Raw genomic sequence first — 18,919 nt, forward strand, 5'->3', positions numbered from 1 at the left:
AGCGCCAGCTCAATCGTCGCTTGAGAGACTCCGCCTTGTTCTTATGCGTTGTTCGGCCTTGAATAGTCCCCATGAAGGCTCTCTACAAGTCCGGCCCGCACGCCGGCTTCGACTTCGTCGACCGGCCCGAGCCCGTCACCGGTGCCCACGATGTGAAGATCCGCGTCCTGACCACCGGCATCTGCGGCACGGATCTGCACATCCAGGCCTACGACGACGCGGCCGCGGCGATGATCCAGGCGCCCATGATCCCCGGCCACGAGTTCTACGGGGAGGTCGTGGAGGTCGGCGACCTGACGACGCACGTGGAGGTCGGCGACCGCGTCTCCGGCGAGGGGCACGTGGTCTGCGGGATGTGCCGCAACTGCCGTGCCGGCCGCCGCCAGATGTGCATCAACACCTCCTCGGTGGGCGTCCAGCGCGACGGCGCCTTCGCCGAGTACGTGGTGATCCCGGAGACCAACGTCTGGGTCCACAAGTCGGACGCGATCACCCCGGAGCTCGGTGCGGTGTTCGACCCCTTCGGCAACGCCGTCCACACCACGCTGTCCTTCCCCTTGGTCGGCGAGGACGTGCTGGTCACCGGCGCCGGGCCGATCGGCCTCATGACCATCGGCGTCGCCAAGCACGCCGGCGCCCGCCGCGTGGTCATCACGGACGTCTCCGAGCCGCGGCTCGAACTGGCCCGCGGGCTCGGCGCCGACCTGGCGATCGACGTCTCGCGGACCCGCATCGCCGACGCCCAGCAGGAGCTCGGCCTCGTCGAGGGGTTCGACGTCGGGCTGGAGACCTCGGGCAGCCCCTCGGCACTGCCGGAGATGATCGACAACATGAACCACGGTGGCAAGATCGCGCTCCTCGGCCTGCCCAGCGCCGCGATCGACATCGACTGGGGCAAGGTCGTCACCCACATGCTCACGCTCAAGGGGATCTACGGCCGCGAGATGTACGAGACCTGGTACGCGATGAGCGCCATGCTCGACTCGAACCCCGGCCTGCGCCGGAATATCGCCGAGGTCGTCACCGACGTCCTGCCCGCCGCCGAATGGGAGCGCGGGTTCGAGCTCGCCCGGGCGGGGCGCGGCGGCAAGGTCGTCCTCGACTGGAGCTCCATCTAGCGGCCCCGGCCGCTCAACCGCCTCCCCGCACCGCACCACCGGCACCCAGAAGGAAGACCCGCACCATGTACACCACCCTCAAGGACCAACTGGCCGCCGAGCTCGCCGAGCTGGAGTCCTCCGGCCTCTACAAGCACGAGCGGCACATCGACTCGCCCCAGTCCGCGCGCATCAAGGCGGGCCCGCTCGGTGGCCCGGCGGCCGACGTCGTGAACTTCTGCGCCAACAACTACCTGGGCCTGGCCGACCACCCGGAGATCATCGCGGCCGCCAAGGCGGCGCTGGACGAGCGCGGCTTCGGCATGGCCTCGGTGCGCTTCATCTGCGGCGCGCAGGACCTGCACTTCGAGCTCGAACGCCGCGTCTCCGGGTTCCTCGGCACGGAGGACACCATCCTGTTCTCGAGCTGCTTCGACGCCAACGGCGGCGTCTTCGAGTCCCTGTTCGGCCCCCAGGACGCCATCGTCTCCGACGCCCTGAACCACGCCTCGATCATCGACGGCATCCGACTCTCCAAGGCCGCCCGGTTCCGCTACCGCAACCAGGATCTCGCGGATCTGGAGACCCAGCTGCAGGCCGCTGCTGAGATGAACGACGGCGCCGGTCCGCGCCGGACGATCGTGGTCACCGACGGGGTCTTCTCCATGGACGGCTACCTGGCGCCGCTGGAGGGCATCTGCGACCTCGCCGAGCAGTACGGGGCGCTGGTGATGGTGGACGACTCCCACGCCGTCGGCTTCATGGGGGAGACCGGCGCCGGGACGCCCGAGCGCGCCGGCGTCTCCGACCGGGTGGACCTCTACACGGGGACCTTCGGCAAGGCCCTCGGCGGCGCGTCCGGCGGCTACGTCTCCGGCCGTGGCGAGATCGTCGCGATGCTGCGCCAGAAGGCGCGCCCGTATCTGTTCTCCAACTCGCTGGCCCCGTCCATCGTCGCCGCGACGCTGAAGGCGCTCGAGTTGGTGGAGCAGTCCGGCGAGCTGCGCGAGCGGCTCTTCGACAACGCCGCCTACTTCCGTCGCCGCATGGCCGAGGCCGGGTTCGACCTGCTCGACGGCGAGCACGCGATCGTGCCCGTCATGTTCGGCGACGCCGTGGTAGCCGGCCGGATCGCCGCCGAGATGCTCGAGCGCGGCGTCTACGTGACCGCGTTCAGCTTCCCGGTGGTGCCGAAGGACACCGCGCGCATCCGCGTGCAGCTCTCGGCCGCGCACTCGCACGAGGACATCGACGTCGCGGTCGAGGCGTTCGTCGCCTCGCGTCGAGCCGTGCTGGGCGGCTAGGCTCACACGCAGCCCACGCGCCGCCGGCGATTCGTCTGCGCGCCCAGATCTCGGGGGACGGCATGGATCAAGCGTACGGCGCGTCGCGCCTGGCGCGCAGGGCCCTGCGGCTCGGAAGCGGTTCGCCCGCGGCGACCAGATCGATCAGCGCCGTCTCCGGCTCGCGCGGGCGCTGGCCGCGGCGGCGCTCCTGCCGCCCCTCGAACAGCCGATAGAGCACCGGCACCAGGATCAGCGTCAGAGCGGTGGAGGACACCAGCCCGCCGATCACGACGATCGCCAGGTCCTGGGAGATGAACCCGCTGGACCCGGTGACCCCGAGGGCCATGGGCGTCAGCGCGCAGATGGTCGCCAGCGCGGTCATGAGGATGGGCCGCAGCCGCTGGCGCGCGCCGTTCTCCACCGCGTCGTGCAGGTCCTGGCCCTGCGCCCGGTACTGGTTCACCAGGTCGATCAGGACGATCGCGTTGGTGACCACGATCCCGATGAGCATGAGCATGCCGATCAGCGATGCCACGGCCAGCGGACGGCCGGTGACGAGCAGGAGCAGCAGGGCTCCGGTCGCCGCGAACGGCACCGAGACCAGTAGGATGAGCGGCTGCACGAGCGACCTGAAGGTCGCCACCAGCAGGACGTAGACGATCGCGACCGCCGCGAGCATCGCCAGGCCGAGCTGCTCGAACGCCTCGGTCTGGTCCGCCGTCGCGCCGCCGATTCCGTACGTCGCGCCGTCCGGCAGATCGATCCCGGCCAGCCGTCCGGCGACGGCGTCGGAGACCTCGCCGAGTCGGCCCTCCTCCGGGGTCAGCGCCACGGTCGCCACCAGGTCCTCGCCGGAGCGCGTGACGGAGTCCCGCACCTCGGTCTCGACGACGTCGGCGACGTCGTCGAGCACCAGCGACCCCGTCGGCGAGGGGAGCGGCAGCGTGCGCAGCTCCTCCTCGGCCTCGTAGGAGTTCCCGCCGAGGACGACGACGTCGAGGTTCTCGCCGGCGAGGCGCACCTGCCCGATCGGACGCTCGTTCCCGGCCGCGGCGACCAGGGAGGCGACCTGAAGCTCCGTCAGGCCTGCCTCCGCGGCAGCCGGACGGTCCACACGGACCTGGAGCGAGGCCTGCGTGGAGCCCAGGTCGGACACCGGCTCGTCCGCGTGCTCGATCCCCGCCAGCGCCTCCACCACCCGGGCGGAGGCGGCGGCCAGTGCCTCGGCGTCGTTCGCGCTGAGCTCGACCTCCACCGTGCCGGACCCAACGGCGGAGGCCTCGCCCAGTCCGATGTCCTCGCCGGCCTCGAGCGCGGCGACGGCCGTCTCGATCTCGTCCCGGATCCGCGCCTGGTCGGCGCCGGCGTCCGCGGTGACCATGAACGTGCCGGTCGAGGTGTCGCGGGCGAAGCCGTCGCCGCCAACGGTCAGCAGGACGGACTCGACGCCGTCGATGCCGAGGAGCGCCTCCTCGGTGGACTCGGCGGTCTCCGAGATGCTCTCCAGGGACGCCGCGGCGTCGAACTCCTGGGTGACCCGGTACGTGTTGGAGCCGGCGCTGCCGAGGAAGTCGACCTTCAGCAGCGGGACCACCGCCGCGGTCCCGGCGAGCAGCACCACGGCGGCGAGCAGTGTCGCGAGGGGCCGGCGCTGCGTCCGGCGCAGCAGCGGCAGGTACGCGCGCTGCAGGCGCGCGGACGCCTCCTTCCCCTCGGCGGCCCGGCGCACGGCGTCCGGATCCACGTCGTCGGCCGGCGGCCGCATGAACCAGTAGGCCAGGACCGGCACGATCGTCAGCGCCACCAGCAGCGAGGAGAGCATCGCGATGGTGACCGTGAGCGAGAAGGGCCGGAAGAGCTCGCCCACCATGTCGGAGACGAAGACGATCGGCAGGAACACCACCACGGTCGCCACCGTCGACGACGTGATGGCCCCGGCGACCTCGCGCACGGCGGTGAAGATCGCCACCGACTTCGGCTCGCCGTAGGAGAGGTGTCGCTTGATGTTCTCGATGACCACGATCGAGTCGTCCACCACGCGGCCGATCGAGATGGTCAGTGCCCCGAGCGTGAGCATGTTCAGCGAGTAGCCGGAGGCGTGCAGCGCCGCGAAGGTGACGAGCACGGAGAGCGGGATGGAGACCGCTGTGACGATCGTCGCCCGCAGCGAGAAGAGGAACAGCAGGATCACCACGACGGCGAAGAGCAGACCCAGCGCACCCTCGAGGGCGAGATGCCGGATGGACTCCTCGATGAACGGCGCCTGGTCGAAGATGGTGGTCACCTCGGCGTCGACGCTCAGCGCGTCGGTGGCCGCCGGCAGGGCCGCAGCGACGGCGTGGGAGAGGCGGACGACGTCGGCGTCGGGCAGTTTGGTGATGGTCACCGAGACGCTCGGCTCGCCGTTGGTCCGGGTGATCGAGTCCGCCGGCTCGGCGGCGAGCTCCACGGCGGCCACGTCGCCGAGCGGAACGGGATCCGCCGGCGGGATCGGCGCGCCGGGCGCCTCCGTGCCGGGCAGGCCGGGACCGGCCTCCGCGTCGGCGCCCCCGCCTGGTCCTGCCCCCGGATCAGGTCGCGCGCCCGAGCCTGCGCCCGCCCCTGCGCCGGTGTCGGAGCCGGGCAGCAGGGGAAGCTCCCGCAGGGCGTCGATCGTCTCGAGGGCCTGCCCGGCCTGGACGGTGACGTTCTGCCCGTCCACCGGCACGGAGCCGGCGGGGAGCGTCTCGCCGTTGGCCTCGAGCGCCGACTGGAACGCCTGCGGCGTCAGACCGGCGGCTGACAGGGCCTCCTCGTCGGGGGTGATCGTGACGCGCTGCGTGGTCCCGCCGGCCAGCGTGACGTCGCGGACGCCGTCGATCCCCCGGAGCGCGGGGACGAAGTCCTCCCGCAGCGTGCCGGCGAGTTCCTCGGCCGGTGCCGTCGAGGAGACCGTGAGCATGACGGCCGGGATGTCGGAGAGGGAGCCGGCGACGATCTCCGGCTCGGCGCCCTCGGGCAGCTCGTCGGCGACCCCGTCGAGTGCGGAACGGAGCCCGGACTCGACCTCGCCCCGGTCCGCGTCGAAGTCCGAGCCGACGGTGATGACGGAGACCGACTGCTGCGACTCGCTGGAGACGGACTCCACGCCGTCGACCGTCTCCAGCGCGCGGCTCAGGGGGAGCCCCACCTGCTCGTCGACGACCTCCGGGCTGGCCCCGGGCAGCGCCGTCACCACCGTGGTTCGCGGGAACTCGATGTCCGGGATGAGCTCCTGCTTCAGGGAGGCCATGGAGTAAAGGCCGGCGGCGGCGATGGCGAGCGTCAGGAGCGCGACGACGGCCCGGTTCTTCAAGCTCAGTCGGGCGAGGAACTGCACGGTCGGCCCTCCGGCTACGGCGTGAAGTCGACGACGGCCACGAAGCCGCGGCCGGTGAGCACGGGAGCCTCCTCCGAGCCGCGGACGGCGTCGAACACCTCCACGTCGGCGGTGGCGCCCTCGACGGGGTGGCCGGAGCCGTCGCCCGGGTGAGCGACGGCGCGGCCCTCGAGGAGCACGCCGAACTGGGCGCCGCCCTCGGTCCCGAAGAGCGGCAGGGAGCGCGTCTTGGACAGCTCCATGATCGTCACCCGGACACCGAGCGGCTCGCCGGGCTGGCGCGCCCCGGTGTCCCGTGCCCCGGTCTCGGCCTGGAGGAGGACGCCGGGACCGGTCGGGAGGGAGATCTCGGCGGGCGTACCGCCGTCGTACGGGAACGGCCGGTACCGCTCGAGCGCGTGCTCGACCTGCGGGGTGCCCACGCGGAGCGCGACGAGCTCGCCGTCGACGAGCGTCGCGACGCGCTCGCCCGGGCCGGGGGCGGGGAGCGCGCCGGCTCGGTCGACCATCGTGAGGGCCAGGCGCCAGCCGTCGCCCGCGGCGATCTCGCGGGTCTTGCCGCAGGCGCTGCCCGCGTCGCCGTCCGCGCCGCTGCCGTCCCCGCTCCAGGGGGTGGGCCGGAGGTCGGCGAGACGGATGATCCGGCGCGTGCTCTGCTCAGGGGATGCCATGTCAGAAGACTACGCGGAGAGTGGCCCGGCCGCCGGGGCGTGATAGACAGGAGTCATGACTGACATCACTTTGCAGGGATCCCCCGTCTCGACCGTGGGCGAGCTGCCCGCCGTGGGCTCGCAGGCGCCGGAGTTCACCCTCGTCGGCACCGACCTCTCCGAGGTCTCCTCCGCCGACTTCGCGGGCCAGCGCGTCCTGCTCAACATCTTCCCGAGCCTGGACACCGACGTCTGCGCCGCGAGCGTGCGCACGTTCAACCAGCGTGCCGCCGAGCTGGAGAACACCGCCGTCGTGTGCGTCTCCGCCGACCTGCCGTTCGCCCTGGGCCGCTTCTGCGGCGACGAGGGCATCGAGAACGTCGTCGCCGCGTCCTCCTTCCGCTCCAGCTTCGCCCAGGACTTCGGCACCGAGGTCGCGGACGGCCCGCTGGCCGGCCTCAACTCGCGCGCCATCGTCCTGATCGACGCCGACGGCAAGGTTTCCTACACCCAGCAGGTCCCCGAGATCACCGACGAGCCGGACTACGACGCCGCCGTCGCAGCCATCTCCTAACAAGCACCGCAGCCGTCCCGGACAGGTCTCGGGGCGGTTCCGACCCGCATCACGAAGGACCCCCGGCGGGGATCGACTGCGATCCTCCGTCGGGGGTCCTCTGCGTCCGGCGGGCGGGCTCTCCGCGCTCAGCGGGCCGCGAGCGCCGCTGCCTCGATCCGCGGCAGCGTCTTGCGGTAGAGCCTGGCCCAGTTCGGGCGGTCCGAGCGCAGGCTCGCGTTGTAGACGGCCTCCAGCGCCATCGCGCCGTCCCAGACGGCGGCCCGCCGCGCCTCGTCCCGGTCCGCGGCGATCAGCGGCACCAGCTCCTTGCCGTGCCACATGCCCAGGTAGGCCGCATTGAGCGCCGGATCCCAGTCCGCGGCGAGGTCCCAGTCGAGGATCCCGAGCAGCCGGTCCCCGTCCCAGTGCATGTTGTGCCCGGCGAGGTCGCCGTGCACGAGGCCGCCCGGCACGTCGGCGAACGCCTCGATGCGCGCGAGCACCGCCTCCGCCGACGGGGCCGCCGCCTCCGGGAGGGCCGCCACGGCTGCCGCCCGCTTCCGGGCCGTCCAGGGGCCGCGGTAGGCGAAGGGGCGCGCGAGCAGGGGCCGCAGCGGCTCCACGTCGATGCCGGCGAGGCATTCGACGACGTCCCGCAGGGCGGCCGGGTCCCCGCGGTGCGGCTCGTGCGCACGGCCGGGCACGAACTCCTGCACGACGGCGGCCGGCACCGGGGGCGTCGACGCCGGACGGGACGCCCCGGGGCGCGCGGAGACCGCGGCGCCGGGGTCCGCGACGTGCCGATCCTCCGCCTGCCACACGGGCGTCAGCGACCTCGGGACACGGTAGGGCAGCAGCGGCGCCAGGGCGTCGGCCAGGGCGGTGCGTCGCGGCAGCTCGGCGGCGGCCGCCGCGTTGCGGGCCATCCGCAGCACGGCCTCCCCGTCGGCCACGAGGACCAGGTGGAACTGCCCGCCCTCCTCGACCACGCCGTCGTGCCAGGCGGGGCCCGGGAGGAGCCCCTCGGCGAGCTGGATCTCGGCCGGGGTCGGTGCACGCATACCATCGATCCTATGAGCTCCCGGTCCATGCCGTCCCGGCCCACGCCCTCGCGTCCGGAACAGTCCCGCCCCTCGCGTGCGAGGACGGACGCGCCCGACGCGGCGGCGCGCGGGCGGCTGCGCTGGGAGCTCGCGCTGGTGCTGGGCCTCTCGCTCGGCCGGTCCGCGGTCTACTCGGTGGTCGAGCTGGCCGACAAAGTGACGCGCGGACCGCTGGGGGAGCAGACCACCAGCATGAACACCCCGCTGGACGAGCGGCCGGTCTTCGACCTCCTCTACCAGCTCCTGGACATCTTCTTCTCCCTCGTCCCCGTGGCGCTGGCTCTGTACTTCCTGGCCGCGCCGCTGCGGAGGGGACTGCGGATCCTGGGGTTCGACCTCCGTCGGCCGGGACGGGACGCGGCCCTGGGCGTCGGGCTCCTCGTCGCCATCGGCGTCGGCACGCTCGGCGTCTACGCCGCGGGGCGTGCCCTCGGGATCACCACGGCGATCGTGCCGGCCGCGCTCGACGACCACTGGTGGACGATCCCCGTCTTGGTGCTCTCGGCGATCCGGCACGGGATCCTCGAGGAGGTGATCGTCGTCGGATTCCTCTTCCACCACCTGCGCCGCCTGGGCTGGGGCGGGGGTCCGGCGGGGATCTGGGGCGTGATCGCGGTCAGCGCGCTGCTACGGGGCAGCTACCACCTCTACCAGGGCGTCGGCCCCTTCGTCGGGAACGTCGTCATGGGCGTCGTCTTCGGCTGGATCTACGCGCGCTATGGACGCGTGATGCCGCTCGTCGTCGCGCACGCGCTGCTCGACATCGCCGGGTTCGTCGGGTACGCGCTGCTGGGCTCGGCGACCGGTTTCGGGGTCTGAGCGTCAGCCCAGTATCTCGACCCAGACGTTGTCGCTGACGCGGGTCAGCCCCTCGTCCGCCGGAGGCGTGTAGCCGTCCGCGACCAGATGGGCGACGCGCTCCGGCGTCGTGCTGGCCCGGACGAGCGCGAACGTCTCGTGCTCCAGCGGAGCGCAGCCGCCGGAGAACTCGTAGGTCCGCTGCGGCGAGAAGATCGCCACGCAGACCTCGTCCGCCTGGTCGGAGCGGCCGAGGTAGTACTCGATGCGGTCGTCGTCGGCCCCGGCGAAGCGGATGGACTCGGCCTCCATGAAGTCCGCCTCGATGATCTGCGCGGGGATCTCGCGACTCGACTCCGGGGTGTCCAACAGGGCGAGGGTGGGCGGAGGCGGCGACGCGCACGCACTGGCTCCGAGCAGGAGAGCGGGGAGCAGGAGCGCGCCGAGCACGACGGCCCCGACGGACCGACTCGCCCACGGGGCGCGTCGACCACGTGGCGCCCCGCCGGGCCCTTCGCGGGGCGGGCCTCCGGCGGCGCCCGGCGGCCGCGGACCCGCGTCCGCCGCCGAGTCGCGCCGAGCGCGGTCCGAACCTGTTCTCCGCATGTGCCTACGCCCCCCATGATGCGCCTGCCGTGATGTCGTTGCGCCGAATCTAGTCCGCGCGGTCCCTCCGTGCCAGTGCCGGTGCGGCCGGCTAGAGCGTGACCAGACCGTGCGGCGTCATGAAGGAGACGGAGAGGATGCCGGGCGCGCCGTTCGGCGCCTGCCAGTCCACCGTCACCTCGCCCAGCGGGGACTTCTCCGGGCGGCCGAGCCAGTCCCGGACGCGGTCGCGTGAGCCGGCGATGCAGATCTGCGCGATCTGCCCCTCCGGGCTCTCCACGGCCTGGGACGGGTGGAGCTTCTCGGTGCCGTGGTCCCACTGGATCATGTAGGGCACCTGCGGGTCGGCGAGCAGGCCCTTGATGCCGATCTGCTGCCAGGTCAGCTCCTGCCCGTCGGGGAACTTGCGATTGCCGGGCACACGGCTGCGGCCCAGGCGTTCCTCGAAGGGGGTCAGGTCGTCCACTGCGACGACCCATCCCATCCAGCCCCCGCCCATCTCCGAGCGGGCGCGGACGGCCTGGCCGAAAGGCGCCTTGTCGCTCGCCGGGTGGGCCAGGACCTCGACGACCTCGAGGTACTGGTTGTTGCGCAGCGGGAAGATGACGTTCCGGGTTCCGAAGCGAGGATGGACTCCTCCCTTGACGGATTCGATGCCGAGTTCGTCAGCGATCCGGTCGGCCGTGGCGGTCAGGCCGTCGGGGCCGCAAGCATAGGAAACATGGTCCAACCTCATCATGTCCTCATGATGGCACTATGTGATGGACGTCTCGAAATTAGGCTGCCCTTACTTGCAGTCCGGGCCCGGCTCGACGGCTCCCGGGGGCGGGACCGAGTGTGTGTCCGGCTGTTGAGAGCGGGCTTGCACGGCGGCGGCTCTTCGTCGAAACTTGGGAACCAAGGTCATGAGTGCCAGCGCGAAACCCCGGTTTGCTGGCCGGCAACCCTCACACTCGCGGTGGGGTGCCCCGGGTGAAGACCCGGCTCCGCTCGAAAACGATGCGGGGCAAGCGCGGGAACGCCTTCCCACCTGCCGTACCCGTCGGACCGCTGCCGTCCGACGGCCCTCGCCCTCCGGCGTCGGCACGGCTCGGCACGAGGGCTGGCGGTCCCCGGAATCCAGAGGGGAACAGCATGTCAGAGCAGAACACCAACCCGACCGCACAGCCCGGAGCGTGGGCCTTCGAGACCCGTCAGATCCACGCGGGCCAGACCCCCGACGCGGCGACCGGCGCCCGGGCCCTGCCGATCTACCAGACGACGTCGTTCGTCTTCCCGAGTGCCGAGAGCGCCGCCGCGCGCTTCGCGCTCGCCGAGCTCGAGCCGATCTACACGCGCATCGGCAACCCGACGCAGGACGCCGTCGAGCAGCGCATCGCCGACCTGGAAGGCGGCGTCGGCGCGCTGCTGCTGGCCTCCGGCCAGGCGGCGACCACGTACGCGCTCCTCAACATCGCCGAGGCCGGGGACCACATCGTCGCCAGCCCGAGCCTCTACGGGGGAACGCAGAACCTGTTCAAGCACACGCTGAAGAAGTTCGGGCTCGAGGTCACCTTCGTGACCGATCCGGACGATCTCGACGCGTGGCGGGCCGCGGTCCGCCCGAACACCAAGGCGTTCTTCGCCGAGGTCGTCTCCAACCCGCGCCAGGACGTGCTGGACATCGAGGGGGTCTCGGCCATCGCCCACGGTGCCGGCGTCCCCCTCATCGTGGACAACACGCTCGCCACCCCGTACCTGATCCGCCCGCTCGAGTGGGGCGCCGACGTCGTGGTGCACTCGGCCACGAAGTACCTCGGCGGGCACGGCACCGCGATCGCCGGCGTGATCGTCGACGGCGGCACGTTCGACTACGCCGCCGACCCGGAGCGGTTCCCGGGCTTCAACACCCCGGACGAGTCCTACAACGGGCTCGTCTTCGCCCGGGACCTCGGCGTCGGCGGCGCGCTCGGCGCCAACCTCGCGTACATCCTCAAGGCGCGCGTGCAGCTGCTGCGCGACCTCGGGTCCTCCGTGGCGCCGCTGAACGCCTTCCTGATCGCCCAGGGCCTCGAGACGCTGAGCCTGCGCGTGGAGCGCCACGTGGCCAACGCGCAGCGCGTCGCCGAGTGGCTCGAAGGGCGCGACGACGTCCTCTCGGTCGCGTACGCGGGACTGCCGTCCAGCCCCTGGTACGAGCGCGGCCGCAAGTACGGGCCACGCGGCACGGGCGCCGTCGTCGCGTTCGAGCTGGCCAGTGGAGCCGAGGCGGGGCAGGCCTTCGTCGACGGGCTCACCCTGCATTCGCATGTGGCCAACATCGGCGACGTCCGCTCGCTCGTCATCCACCCGGCGTCCACCACGCACGCGCAGCTCACCGAGGAGGAGCAGCGGGCCGCCGGCGTCACGCCGGGCCTGGTCCGGGTGGCGGTCGGCATCGAGCACGTGGACGACATCCTCGCGGACCTCGAGGCGGGCTTCCGCGCCGCCGCCGAGGTCGCGGGGGCGTCCTCCGGTGCGGTCTCCGGCGGGACGGCTGAGGCCCCGGCCGGCGTCGAAGCCCCGGTGAAGTGACCAGCGGCATCGAGACGATCAACGAGCTCCGGGGGCGTCAGACCGACGCCCCCGGGGCCTCCCCGCGCGCCGTGGAGGCACCGGCGCCGTCGGTGGCCCCGCAGCCGCCGGCCGGGACGCGTCCGGACGGGGACCACCGGGACGGCGTCCTGCAGACGCTGCGCACCGGCGGCTTCGAGTTCGAGACCGGCGGCGTCCTGCCCTCCGTCGACATCGCCTACGAGACCTGGGGCACGCTCGACGCGGACGGCTCCAACGCCGTGCTCGTCCTGCACGCCCTGACCGGCGACACCCACGTCTCCCGCGGCGCCACGGAGCTCCCCGGCTGGTGGGACGACTTCGTGGGGCCGGGCCGGACCGTGGACACGGACCGGTTCTTCGTCGTGGCGCCGGCCGTCCTGGGCGGCTGCGCCGGCACCACCGGACCGTCCAGCCCGGATCCCGACGGACGGCCGTGGGGCTCGCGCTTCCCGTTCACGACCCTGCGGGACACGGTGCGGCTCGAGGCCCGGCTCGCCGACGCCCTCGGGATCGACGCCTGGCGGGCGGTCCTCGGCGGCTCCATGGGCGGGGCACGTGCCCTGGAATGGGCCGCGACGTTCCCGGACCGCGTACGCGGCTGCGCGGTGCTGGCCGCCACCGCGGCCTCCTCCGCCGAGCAGATCGCGTTCGCGCAGATCCAGACGCGCGCCATCCGGCTGGACCCCGCGTTCGCCGGCGGCGACTACTACAGCGCCCCGGGCACGCTGGGGGAGGGGCCGGTCGAGGGGCTGGGCATCGCGCGCCGCCTGGCCCACATCACCTACCGCTCCGACACGGAGTTCGCTGCCCGGTTCGACCGGCTGCCGCAGGGGGACGAGAACCCCCTCGGTGCCGTGACCGGGCCGCGCGGCCGGTTCCAGATCGAGAGCTACCTGGACCACCAGGCGCGGAAGCTGGCCGGCCGGTTCGACGCCAACGCGTACCTCAGCATCACCGAGGCGTTGATGAGCCACGACGTCGGCCGGGGGCGGGGCGGCGTCGCGGCCGCCCTGGCCGGCCTGGGGCACATCCGCTTCCTCGTGGCCGCCGTGGACAGCGACCGGCTGTACTGGCCGTCCCAGTCGGAGGAGCTGGCCCGCCTGCTGCCCGGGTGCGGCCCGGTGGAGTACATCACCTCGCCGATCGGGCACGACGCCTTCCTGACGGACGCGCCGCAGCTCTCCGCGGCGCTGCGGGCCACGATCCTCGCCTGACCGCGACGACCTGATTGAATGGCGCCATGACGACCTCTACCTGGAACCCGACCGTCGTGTGGAATCGGCCGGACGAGCAGCGGGCGGACACCCCGCTGCTCGTCCTGTTCCACGGCTACCTCTCGCACGAGCGCGACCTGATCGGCCTCGCCCCGATGCTGCCGGAGGAGTTCACCCTCGCCTCGGTCCGCGCGCCCCACGCCCTCGGCCCCGGATTCACCTGGTTCCCGCTCCTCAACGAGCCCGACTACTCCTTCGACCGGGTCGCCCGTGCGGTCGACGACGTGATCGGATGGCTCGAGGGCGTCCGCGCCCAGCACAGCTCCGTGACGCTCCTGGGCTTCTCCATGGGGATGGCGGTGGCCACGTCGGTGCTCCGCCGGCGCCCGGACCTGGCCGACGCCGTCGTGGGCCTCTCCGGCTTCGCGATCCCCGCGGAGGGCGACTACTTCGACGACGCGACCCTGCAGGAGCAGCGGCCCCCGCTGTTCTGGGGCCGCGGCGACAGCGACCAGATCATCGCCGAGCCGCTGATCGAGTACACGAACGGCTGGGCGCAGGAGCACACGACGCCGACGAAGATGCTCTACACGGGCCTGGCCCACAGCATCAATCCACCGGAGATGGGCCACGTCGGCGAGTTCCTGCGCCACCACGTCCTCGCGGCGGGCGAACGCGGCTGAGCCGACTACTCGGCGGCGTCGGAGTCCGCGGCGACGACGATCCGCTGGCCGGCGACGTCCACCGTGTCCCCGGGGCGGACCTGGCGGCCCCGGCGGGTCTCGACTTCGCCGTTGACCAGGACGTGCCCGTCCTCGATCACGCTCTTGGCCTCCACCCCGTCCTCGACGAGGCTGGCGAGCTTGAGCAGCTGCCCCAGGCGGATGGATTCGTCGCGGAGGGAGATCACTGCGGGCTCGTTGTCGGTCATGGCTATACAGTGTAGGCGTGCCGAACGAACCGAGACCGACCGTCCGTGCACTGCCGCTGCCCCTCGGGGTCGCCGCCGCCCTCGTCGCCGGTGCGGCCATGCCCGTCCAGGGCCGCGTCAACGGCGCGCTGGCCACCGAGATCGGCAGCGGGCTGGGCGCCGCCGTCGTCTCCTTCGGCACCGGACTGATCGTCCTCGCCGTGGTGGTGGCCTCGACCCGGCTGGGGCGCCGCGGGCTCCGGGACATGCCCGGCCACGTGCGCAACGGCGACTTCCCCTGGTGGTACATGCTCGCCGGCCTCGGCGGCGCCTACTTCGTCCTCGGCCAGGGCCTCGCGGTCACGCTGCTCGGCGTCGCGCTCTTCACCGTCGCGAACGTCGCGGGCCAGATCCTCTCCGGCATCGTCGCCGACCGGATCGGCTTCGGTCCCGGCGGCCCGCGCCCCGTGAGCAGCGAGCGCTTCGTCGGCGCGATGCTCGCACTCGCCGGAGTGGTCTGGGCGGTCTGGCCCACGCTGAGCGGCGCCGGCGTCTCGTGGGCGACCGTCGGTCCGATGCTGCTGCCGCTGAGCGCGGGCGTCCTGACCGGATTCCAGCAGGCCATGAACGGCACGCAGACGCGCTACTACGGCAACCCGCTGCCGGCGACCTTCTTCAACTTCGCGGTCGGGTCCGCGGCGCTGGGGGCGGCATTCCTCGCCGCGCTGCCGTTCACCGGTGCCCCGGCGCCGCTCCCTTCCGACTGGTGGATGTACACGGGCGGACTGCTCGGCATCGTGTTCATCGCCGCCGGAGCCGTGCTGGTGCGCTGGTTCGGGGTGCTCGTCACCAGCCTGGGCCTGATCGCCGGCCAGCTCGCGGGGTCGCTGGCGATGGACCTCGTCGCGCCCGTCGCCGGGGCCCGGATGGACCTCGCGACCGTGCTCGGGACGGCACTGGCCCTGATCGCCGTCGTCGTCGCCTCCGCGCCCAGGGCGGGACTGCGTTTCCGCTAGGGTGGTCTCTCGTATTGTTCCCATCGCGGACCGCAACCAGCGGCCACGCAGGTAATGGAGTTGAAGAATGGCACCGCAGTCCAAGCTCGATCAGGTCATCTCCCTCGCCAAGCGGCGCGGCTTCGTCTTCCAGGCCGGTGAGATCTACGGGGGCTCCCGCTCCGCCTGGGACTACGGGCCCCTCGGCACCGAGCTGAAGGACAACATCAAGCGCGAGTGGTGGCAGCACTTCGTCCGCGGCCGCGAGGACATGGTGGGCCTGGACTCCTCGATCATCCTGCCCAAGGCCGTCTGGGAGGCCTCCGGCCACGTCGCGACCTTCACCGACCCCCTGGTCGAGTGCACGCAGTGCCACAAGCGCCACCGCGAGGACCACCTGATCGAGGCCTTCGTGGAGAAAAAGGGACGCCAGCCGAAGGACGGCATGAGCGAGATCGCCTGCCCCGACTGCGGCACCAAGGGCCAGTTCACCGAGCCCCAGCTGTTCTCCGGCCTCGTCAAAACCTATCTCGGCCCGGTGGACAGCGAGACCGGCCTGCACTTCATGCGCCCGGAGACCGCCCAGGGCATCTTCGTGAACTTCAACAACGTGGTCAACGCGGCCCGCAAGAAGCCGCCGTTCGGCATCGGCCAGATCGGCAAGGCGTTCCGCAACGAGATCACCCCGGGCAACTTCATCTTCCGGACCCGCGAGTTCGAGCAGATGGAGATCGAGTTCTTCACCGCACCCGAGGACGCGGACCACTGGTTCAAGGACTGGGTGGAGACCTGCTGGGACTGGTTCATCGACCTGGGCATCGACCCGGAGAACATGCGCCGCTTCGACGTCCCCGAGGACGAGCGCGCCCACTACTCCGCCGGGACCATCGACTTCGAGTACCGCTTCGGCTTCCAGGGCTCCGAGTGGGGCGAGCTGATGGGCGTCGCGAACCGGACCGACTACGACCTGTCCTCCCACAAGGAGGCCTCCGGCGTCGACCTCTCCTACTTCAACCAGGCCACGGGGGAGCGCTACGTCCCCTACGTGATCGAGCCGTCCTTCGGCCTCACGCGCTCGATGATGGCCTTCCTCGTGGACGCCTACACCGAGGACGAGGCCCCCAACTCCAAGGGCGGCGTCGACAAGCGCACGGTCCTGAAGCTGGACCCGCGCCTGGCCCCGGTGAAGGCCGCCGTCCTGCCGCTGTCCCGCAACGAGCAGCTCTCGCCGAAAGCGCGCGAGCTCGCCGCCGAGCTGCGCAGGAACTGGAACATCGACTTCGACGACGCCGGGGCGATCGGCCGCCGCTACCGCCGCCAGGACGAGATCGGCACGCCGTTCTGCATCACCGTGGACTTCGACACCCTCGAGGACCAGGCCGTCACGATCCGCGAGCGCGACACGATGGCCCAGGAGCGCGTCGCCCTCGACCAGGTGAGGACCTACCTGGCCGCCCGTCTGCTGGGAGCCTGATCATGACCGCGCCGACCGAGTACACGTTCCGGCCCTGGCAGGAGGGCGACGACCTGGCCCTGCTGCAGGTCTGGGGCGACCCGTCCACACCGCAGGCGCACCTGGACCGCACGATGCTGCGCGCCAACAGCGACAAGCCGTGGGCGCGCACGCTCGTCGCCGAGGACCAGGGCGTCCCGGTGGCGGCCGCCACCGTCTTCGAGTCCTCGCTGCACCCCGACCGGCTGTGGCTCTACGTGGAGGTCGCGCGGGACCACCGGGGCCGCGGTCTGGCCACCGAGCTGGTGCGCCGCCTGCGCGAGGAGCAGGCGCCGTCGGGCGTGACCGCGCTGAAGACCCGCTACACCGTGGAGGGCGCCGACGCCGACGCGTCCTCCGGCTTCGCCGCCTCGATCGGGCAGGAGCGCATCATGCGCTCGCGCGCCGTCGTCGTCGAGCCGGGGGTCCTCAAGCTGCCCCAGTTCGAGGAGGACGGGCTCACGCTCGAGGAGGCGGCGACCGGCTCCGTCGAGCTGACCCAGGTGGTCGCCGCGTTCTACAACGCGGTCCACGACTGGGACCGCTCCGAGATGACCCTCGGGCGGGCGCAGACCATGCTGCTCAACGACGCGACGGGCGCCAAGGGCGCCGTCGTCCTCCGGGACAGGCCGCAGAGCGCCGGGGGGAGGATCCTCTCCTTCGCGATCAGCTACGAGCCGGACCGGGTGGACGCCCCCGCCGACGTGCTCATGGGCTGGGACCCGGAGCTGGATCCCGCCCACGCCAAGGAGTCGGTCTTCGGGCTTCTGGCCATGCTGGCCCACCAGTACCCGGTGAAGATCGAGGTCGACGACGCCATGGAGCCGCTCAGCGAGATCGTCGACGGGCTCATCGCCGCGGGCCACGCGACCGTCGTGACCACCACCCACATCGTCGCCACCGACTAGCCGGGGCACCGGCACACCGCAGAAGACGAGCCGAGGAGACCAAGTGGGCCACTCCCACGACCACGACACCCCGGTCCTGACCGATCCGGTGCGGCGCCGCCGCGCGCGCATCATCCTCACCGCGATCCTCGTGCCGCTCGCGCTCCTGACCCTGGTCGGCGCCTGGTTCCTGTGGCCCGACGGCACGGCCGAGAAGATCGAGCTGAACGACCCGTACTCGGCCGCCGCCGGCGTCTCCTTCGAGTCCGGCACGGTGACCGACCTCCGCGAGGAGACCTGCCCGTCGTCGGGAGACACGGAGGCGGCCGGCGGCGAGGCGCAGCTCTGCCAGGTGGCCTACGTGGCCCCGGCCGCCGGCGGCAGCCCGGTGCCCGTGGAGGTCCCGCCGGAGATCATCACGGCCGCCGGCGTCGATCCCGGCGACCGCATCAAGTACCTGAACCTGACGGAGGCCGTGAGCGGCTCGGCGGCCCCGTACATCTTCGTGGACTTCGTGCGCACGGCCCCCATCCTGCTGCTCGCGGCGCTCTACGCGTTCGTCGTGGTCGCCGTGGCACGCTGGCGCGGCGCCCGCGCGCTGCTGGGCCTCGTGGGCGCCTACGGCGTCCTGTCCACCTTCATGATCCCGGCACTCGTGGAGGGCAAGCCCGCGCTGCTCGTGGGCCTGGTCGGCTCGGCGCTGATCATGATCGCGGTGCTGTACTTCGCGCACGGGTTCACCGCCAGGACCACGACGGCGTTGCTCGGCACGATCTTCGGGCTCGCCGTCACCACGGGACTGGCGGCCTGGGCGACCGGGGCGGTGCACCTCACCGGCGTCGGGGACGACGCCAAGTACACGCTCGTGAACCAGGTGCCGGAGCTGAGCCTGTCCGGCATCATCCTCTGCGGCCTCCTGGTGGCGGGACTCGGCGTGCTCAACGACGTGACGATCACGCAGTCCTCGGCCGTCTGGGAGCTCGCCGAGGCCATGCCGCACCGCTCCGCGCGCGACCTCTTCACCTCGGCGATGCGGATCGGCCGCGACCACATCGCCTCGACCGTCTACACCATCGCCTTCGCCTACGCGGGCGCCGTCCTGCCGATGCTGATCCTCGTCAGTCTCTACGACCGGGCCCTGCTGGACACCTTCACCTCCGGCGAGCTGGCCGAGGAGGTCGTGCGCACGCTCGTCGGCTCCATCGGTCTGGTGCTCGCCATCCCCGTGACGACGGCGATCGCCGTCGCCGTCGTCAAGGCCGTCGGCCCGGGGGACCGGTCCCCGGCCGCCACCCGCGCCCCGGCGGCCTCAGGCCGTCGTCGTGCCGGGAACGTGCCCGACGGCGGGGCACCGACCGCCGTCGAGCCCGCACCGAGGGCGTAGGGGCCGGCG

General features: G+C 72.2%; 17 protein-coding genes and 1 riboswitch. Of the genes, 11 read left to right on the forward strand and 6 right to left on the reverse strand.

The window, feature by feature from the left end:
- The first annotated feature begins 71 nt into the window (after window positions 1-71).
- Both tdh and RIN46_RS06220 read left to right on the forward strand, forming a co-directional pair.
- Window positions 72-1,118 (forward strand): L-threonine 3-dehydrogenase, encoded by a 1,047-nt coding sequence (gene tdh / locus RIN46_RS06215; protein WP_309080343.1) that lies wholly within the window; start codon window positions 72-74, stop codon window positions 1,116-1,118.
- A 65-nt stretch (window positions 1,119-1,183) separates the two neighbouring features.
- Window positions 1,184-2,401 (forward strand): glycine C-acetyltransferase, encoded by a 1,218-nt coding sequence (locus RIN46_RS06220; protein ID WP_309080342.1) that lies wholly within the window; start codon window positions 1,184-1,186, stop codon window positions 2,399-2,401.
- A 67-nt stretch (window positions 2,402-2,468) separates the two neighbouring features.
- On the opposite strand, the gene RIN46_RS06225 is transcribed toward RIN46_RS06220, so the two are convergent.
- Together RIN46_RS06225 and RIN46_RS06230 are read right to left on the reverse strand one after the other, a co-directional pair.
- A complete protein-coding gene (locus tag RIN46_RS06225) occupies window positions 2,469-5,741 on the reverse strand; it encodes an efflux RND transporter permease subunit (protein WP_309080341.1) in 3,273 nt (1,090 codons plus the stop codon).
- 14 nt (window positions 5,742-5,755) lie between these two features.
- The gene (locus RIN46_RS06230) at window positions 5,756-6,412 is read right to left on the reverse strand and encodes a hypothetical protein (protein WP_309080340.1); all 657 of its coding nucleotides are present in this window, start codon (window positions 6,410-6,412) and stop codon (window positions 5,756-5,758) included.
- 55 nt (window positions 6,413-6,467) lie between these two features.
- On the opposite strand from RIN46_RS06230, the gene tpx reads away from it, so the two are divergent.
- Entirely contained in the window at window positions 6,468-6,965 is a 498-nt protein-coding gene (tpx, locus tag RIN46_RS06235; RefSeq protein ID WP_309080339.1) for a thiol peroxidase, read from the forward strand.
- 128 nt (window positions 6,966-7,093) lie between these two features.
- On the opposite strand, the gene RIN46_RS06240 is transcribed toward tpx, so the two are convergent.
- Window positions 7,094-8,008, reverse strand: a complete 915-nt coding sequence (locus RIN46_RS06240) for a phosphotransferase (protein WP_309080338.1) — start codon at window positions 8,006-8,008, stop codon at window positions 7,094-7,096.
- 12 nt (window positions 8,009-8,020) lie between these two features.
- Here RIN46_RS06240 and RIN46_RS06245 point away from each other — a divergent pair, with 12 nt between their 5' ends.
- On the forward strand, window positions 8,021-8,869 hold the full coding sequence (locus RIN46_RS06245) for a CPBP family intramembrane glutamic endopeptidase (protein ID WP_309080337.1): 849 nt from the start codon (window positions 8,021-8,023) through the stop codon (window positions 8,867-8,869).
- A gap of 3 nt (window positions 8,870-8,872) precedes the next feature.
- Here RIN46_RS06245 and RIN46_RS06250 read toward each other — a convergent pair whose 3' ends face one another.
- Both RIN46_RS06250 and RIN46_RS06255 read right to left on the reverse strand, forming a co-directional pair.
- Window positions 8,873-9,217, reverse strand: a complete 345-nt coding sequence (locus RIN46_RS06250; RefSeq protein WP_309080336.1) for a hypothetical protein — start codon at window positions 9,215-9,217, stop codon at window positions 8,873-8,875.
- Between the two features lie 328 nt (window positions 9,218-9,545).
- Window positions 9,546-10,193: a VOC family protein gene (locus RIN46_RS06255; RefSeq protein ID WP_309080335.1), complete on the reverse strand. Its 648-nt coding sequence runs from the start codon at window positions 10,191-10,193 to the stop codon at window positions 9,546-9,548.
- A 162-nt stretch (window positions 10,194-10,355) separates the two neighbouring features.
- Window positions 10,356-10,473, forward strand: a riboswitch (SAM riboswitch).
- Window positions 10,474-10,588: 115 nt separating this feature from the next.
- Between RIN46_RS06255 and RIN46_RS06260 the strand changes: the two genes are divergently transcribed.
- The 3 genes from RIN46_RS06260 (at window position 10,589) to RIN46_RS06270 (ending at window position 13,925) form a co-directional block, all read left to right on the forward strand.
- Window positions 10,589-12,007, forward strand: a complete 1,419-nt coding sequence (locus RIN46_RS06260) for a bifunctional o-acetylhomoserine/o-acetylserine sulfhydrylase (protein ID WP_309080334.1) — start codon at window positions 10,589-10,591, stop codon at window positions 12,005-12,007.
- 92 nt (window positions 12,008-12,099) lie between these two features.
- A complete protein-coding gene (locus tag RIN46_RS06265; RefSeq protein WP_375141851.1) occupies window positions 12,100-13,242 on the forward strand; it encodes a homoserine O-acetyltransferase in 1,143 nt (380 codons plus the stop codon).
- Window positions 13,243-13,268: 26 nt separating this feature from the next.
- Entirely contained in the window at window positions 13,269-13,925 is a 657-nt protein-coding gene (locus tag RIN46_RS06270; RefSeq protein WP_309080333.1) for an alpha/beta fold hydrolase, read from the forward strand.
- Window positions 13,926-13,930: 5 nt separating this feature from the next.
- On the opposite strand, the gene RIN46_RS06275 is transcribed toward RIN46_RS06270, so the two are convergent.
- Window positions 13,931-14,173, reverse strand: a complete 243-nt coding sequence (locus tag RIN46_RS06275) for an RNA-binding S4 domain-containing protein (protein WP_309080332.1) — start codon at window positions 14,171-14,173, stop codon at window positions 13,931-13,933.
- Between the two features lie 17 nt (window positions 14,174-14,190).
- On the opposite strand from RIN46_RS06275, the gene RIN46_RS06280 reads away from it, so the two are divergent.
- From RIN46_RS06280 to RIN46_RS06295, 4 genes are all read left to right on the forward strand, one after another.
- Entirely contained in the window at window positions 14,191-15,168 is a 978-nt protein-coding gene (locus RIN46_RS06280) for a DMT family transporter (protein ID WP_309080331.1), read from the forward strand.
- Between the two features lie 67 nt (window positions 15,169-15,235).
- Entirely contained in the window at window positions 15,236-16,621 is a 1,386-nt protein-coding gene (locus RIN46_RS06285) for a glycine--tRNA ligase (RefSeq protein WP_309080330.1), read from the forward strand.
- Window positions 16,622-16,623: 2 nt separating this feature from the next.
- Complete coding sequence (locus RIN46_RS06290; protein WP_309080329.1) at window positions 16,624-17,547, forward strand: GNAT family N-acetyltransferase; 924 nt, start codon at window positions 16,624-16,626, stop codon at window positions 17,545-17,547.
- Between the two features lie 43 nt (window positions 17,548-17,590).
- Entirely contained in the window at window positions 17,591-18,910 is a 1,320-nt protein-coding gene (locus RIN46_RS06295) for a YibE/F family protein (RefSeq protein WP_309080328.1), read from the forward strand.
- Window positions 18,911-18,919: the final 9 nt, after the last annotated feature.

It is taken from the genome of Zhihengliuella sp. (assembly GCF_031178195.1).
Classification (GTDB): domain Bacteria; phylum Actinomycetota; class Actinomycetes; order Actinomycetales; family Micrococcaceae; genus Zhihengliuella.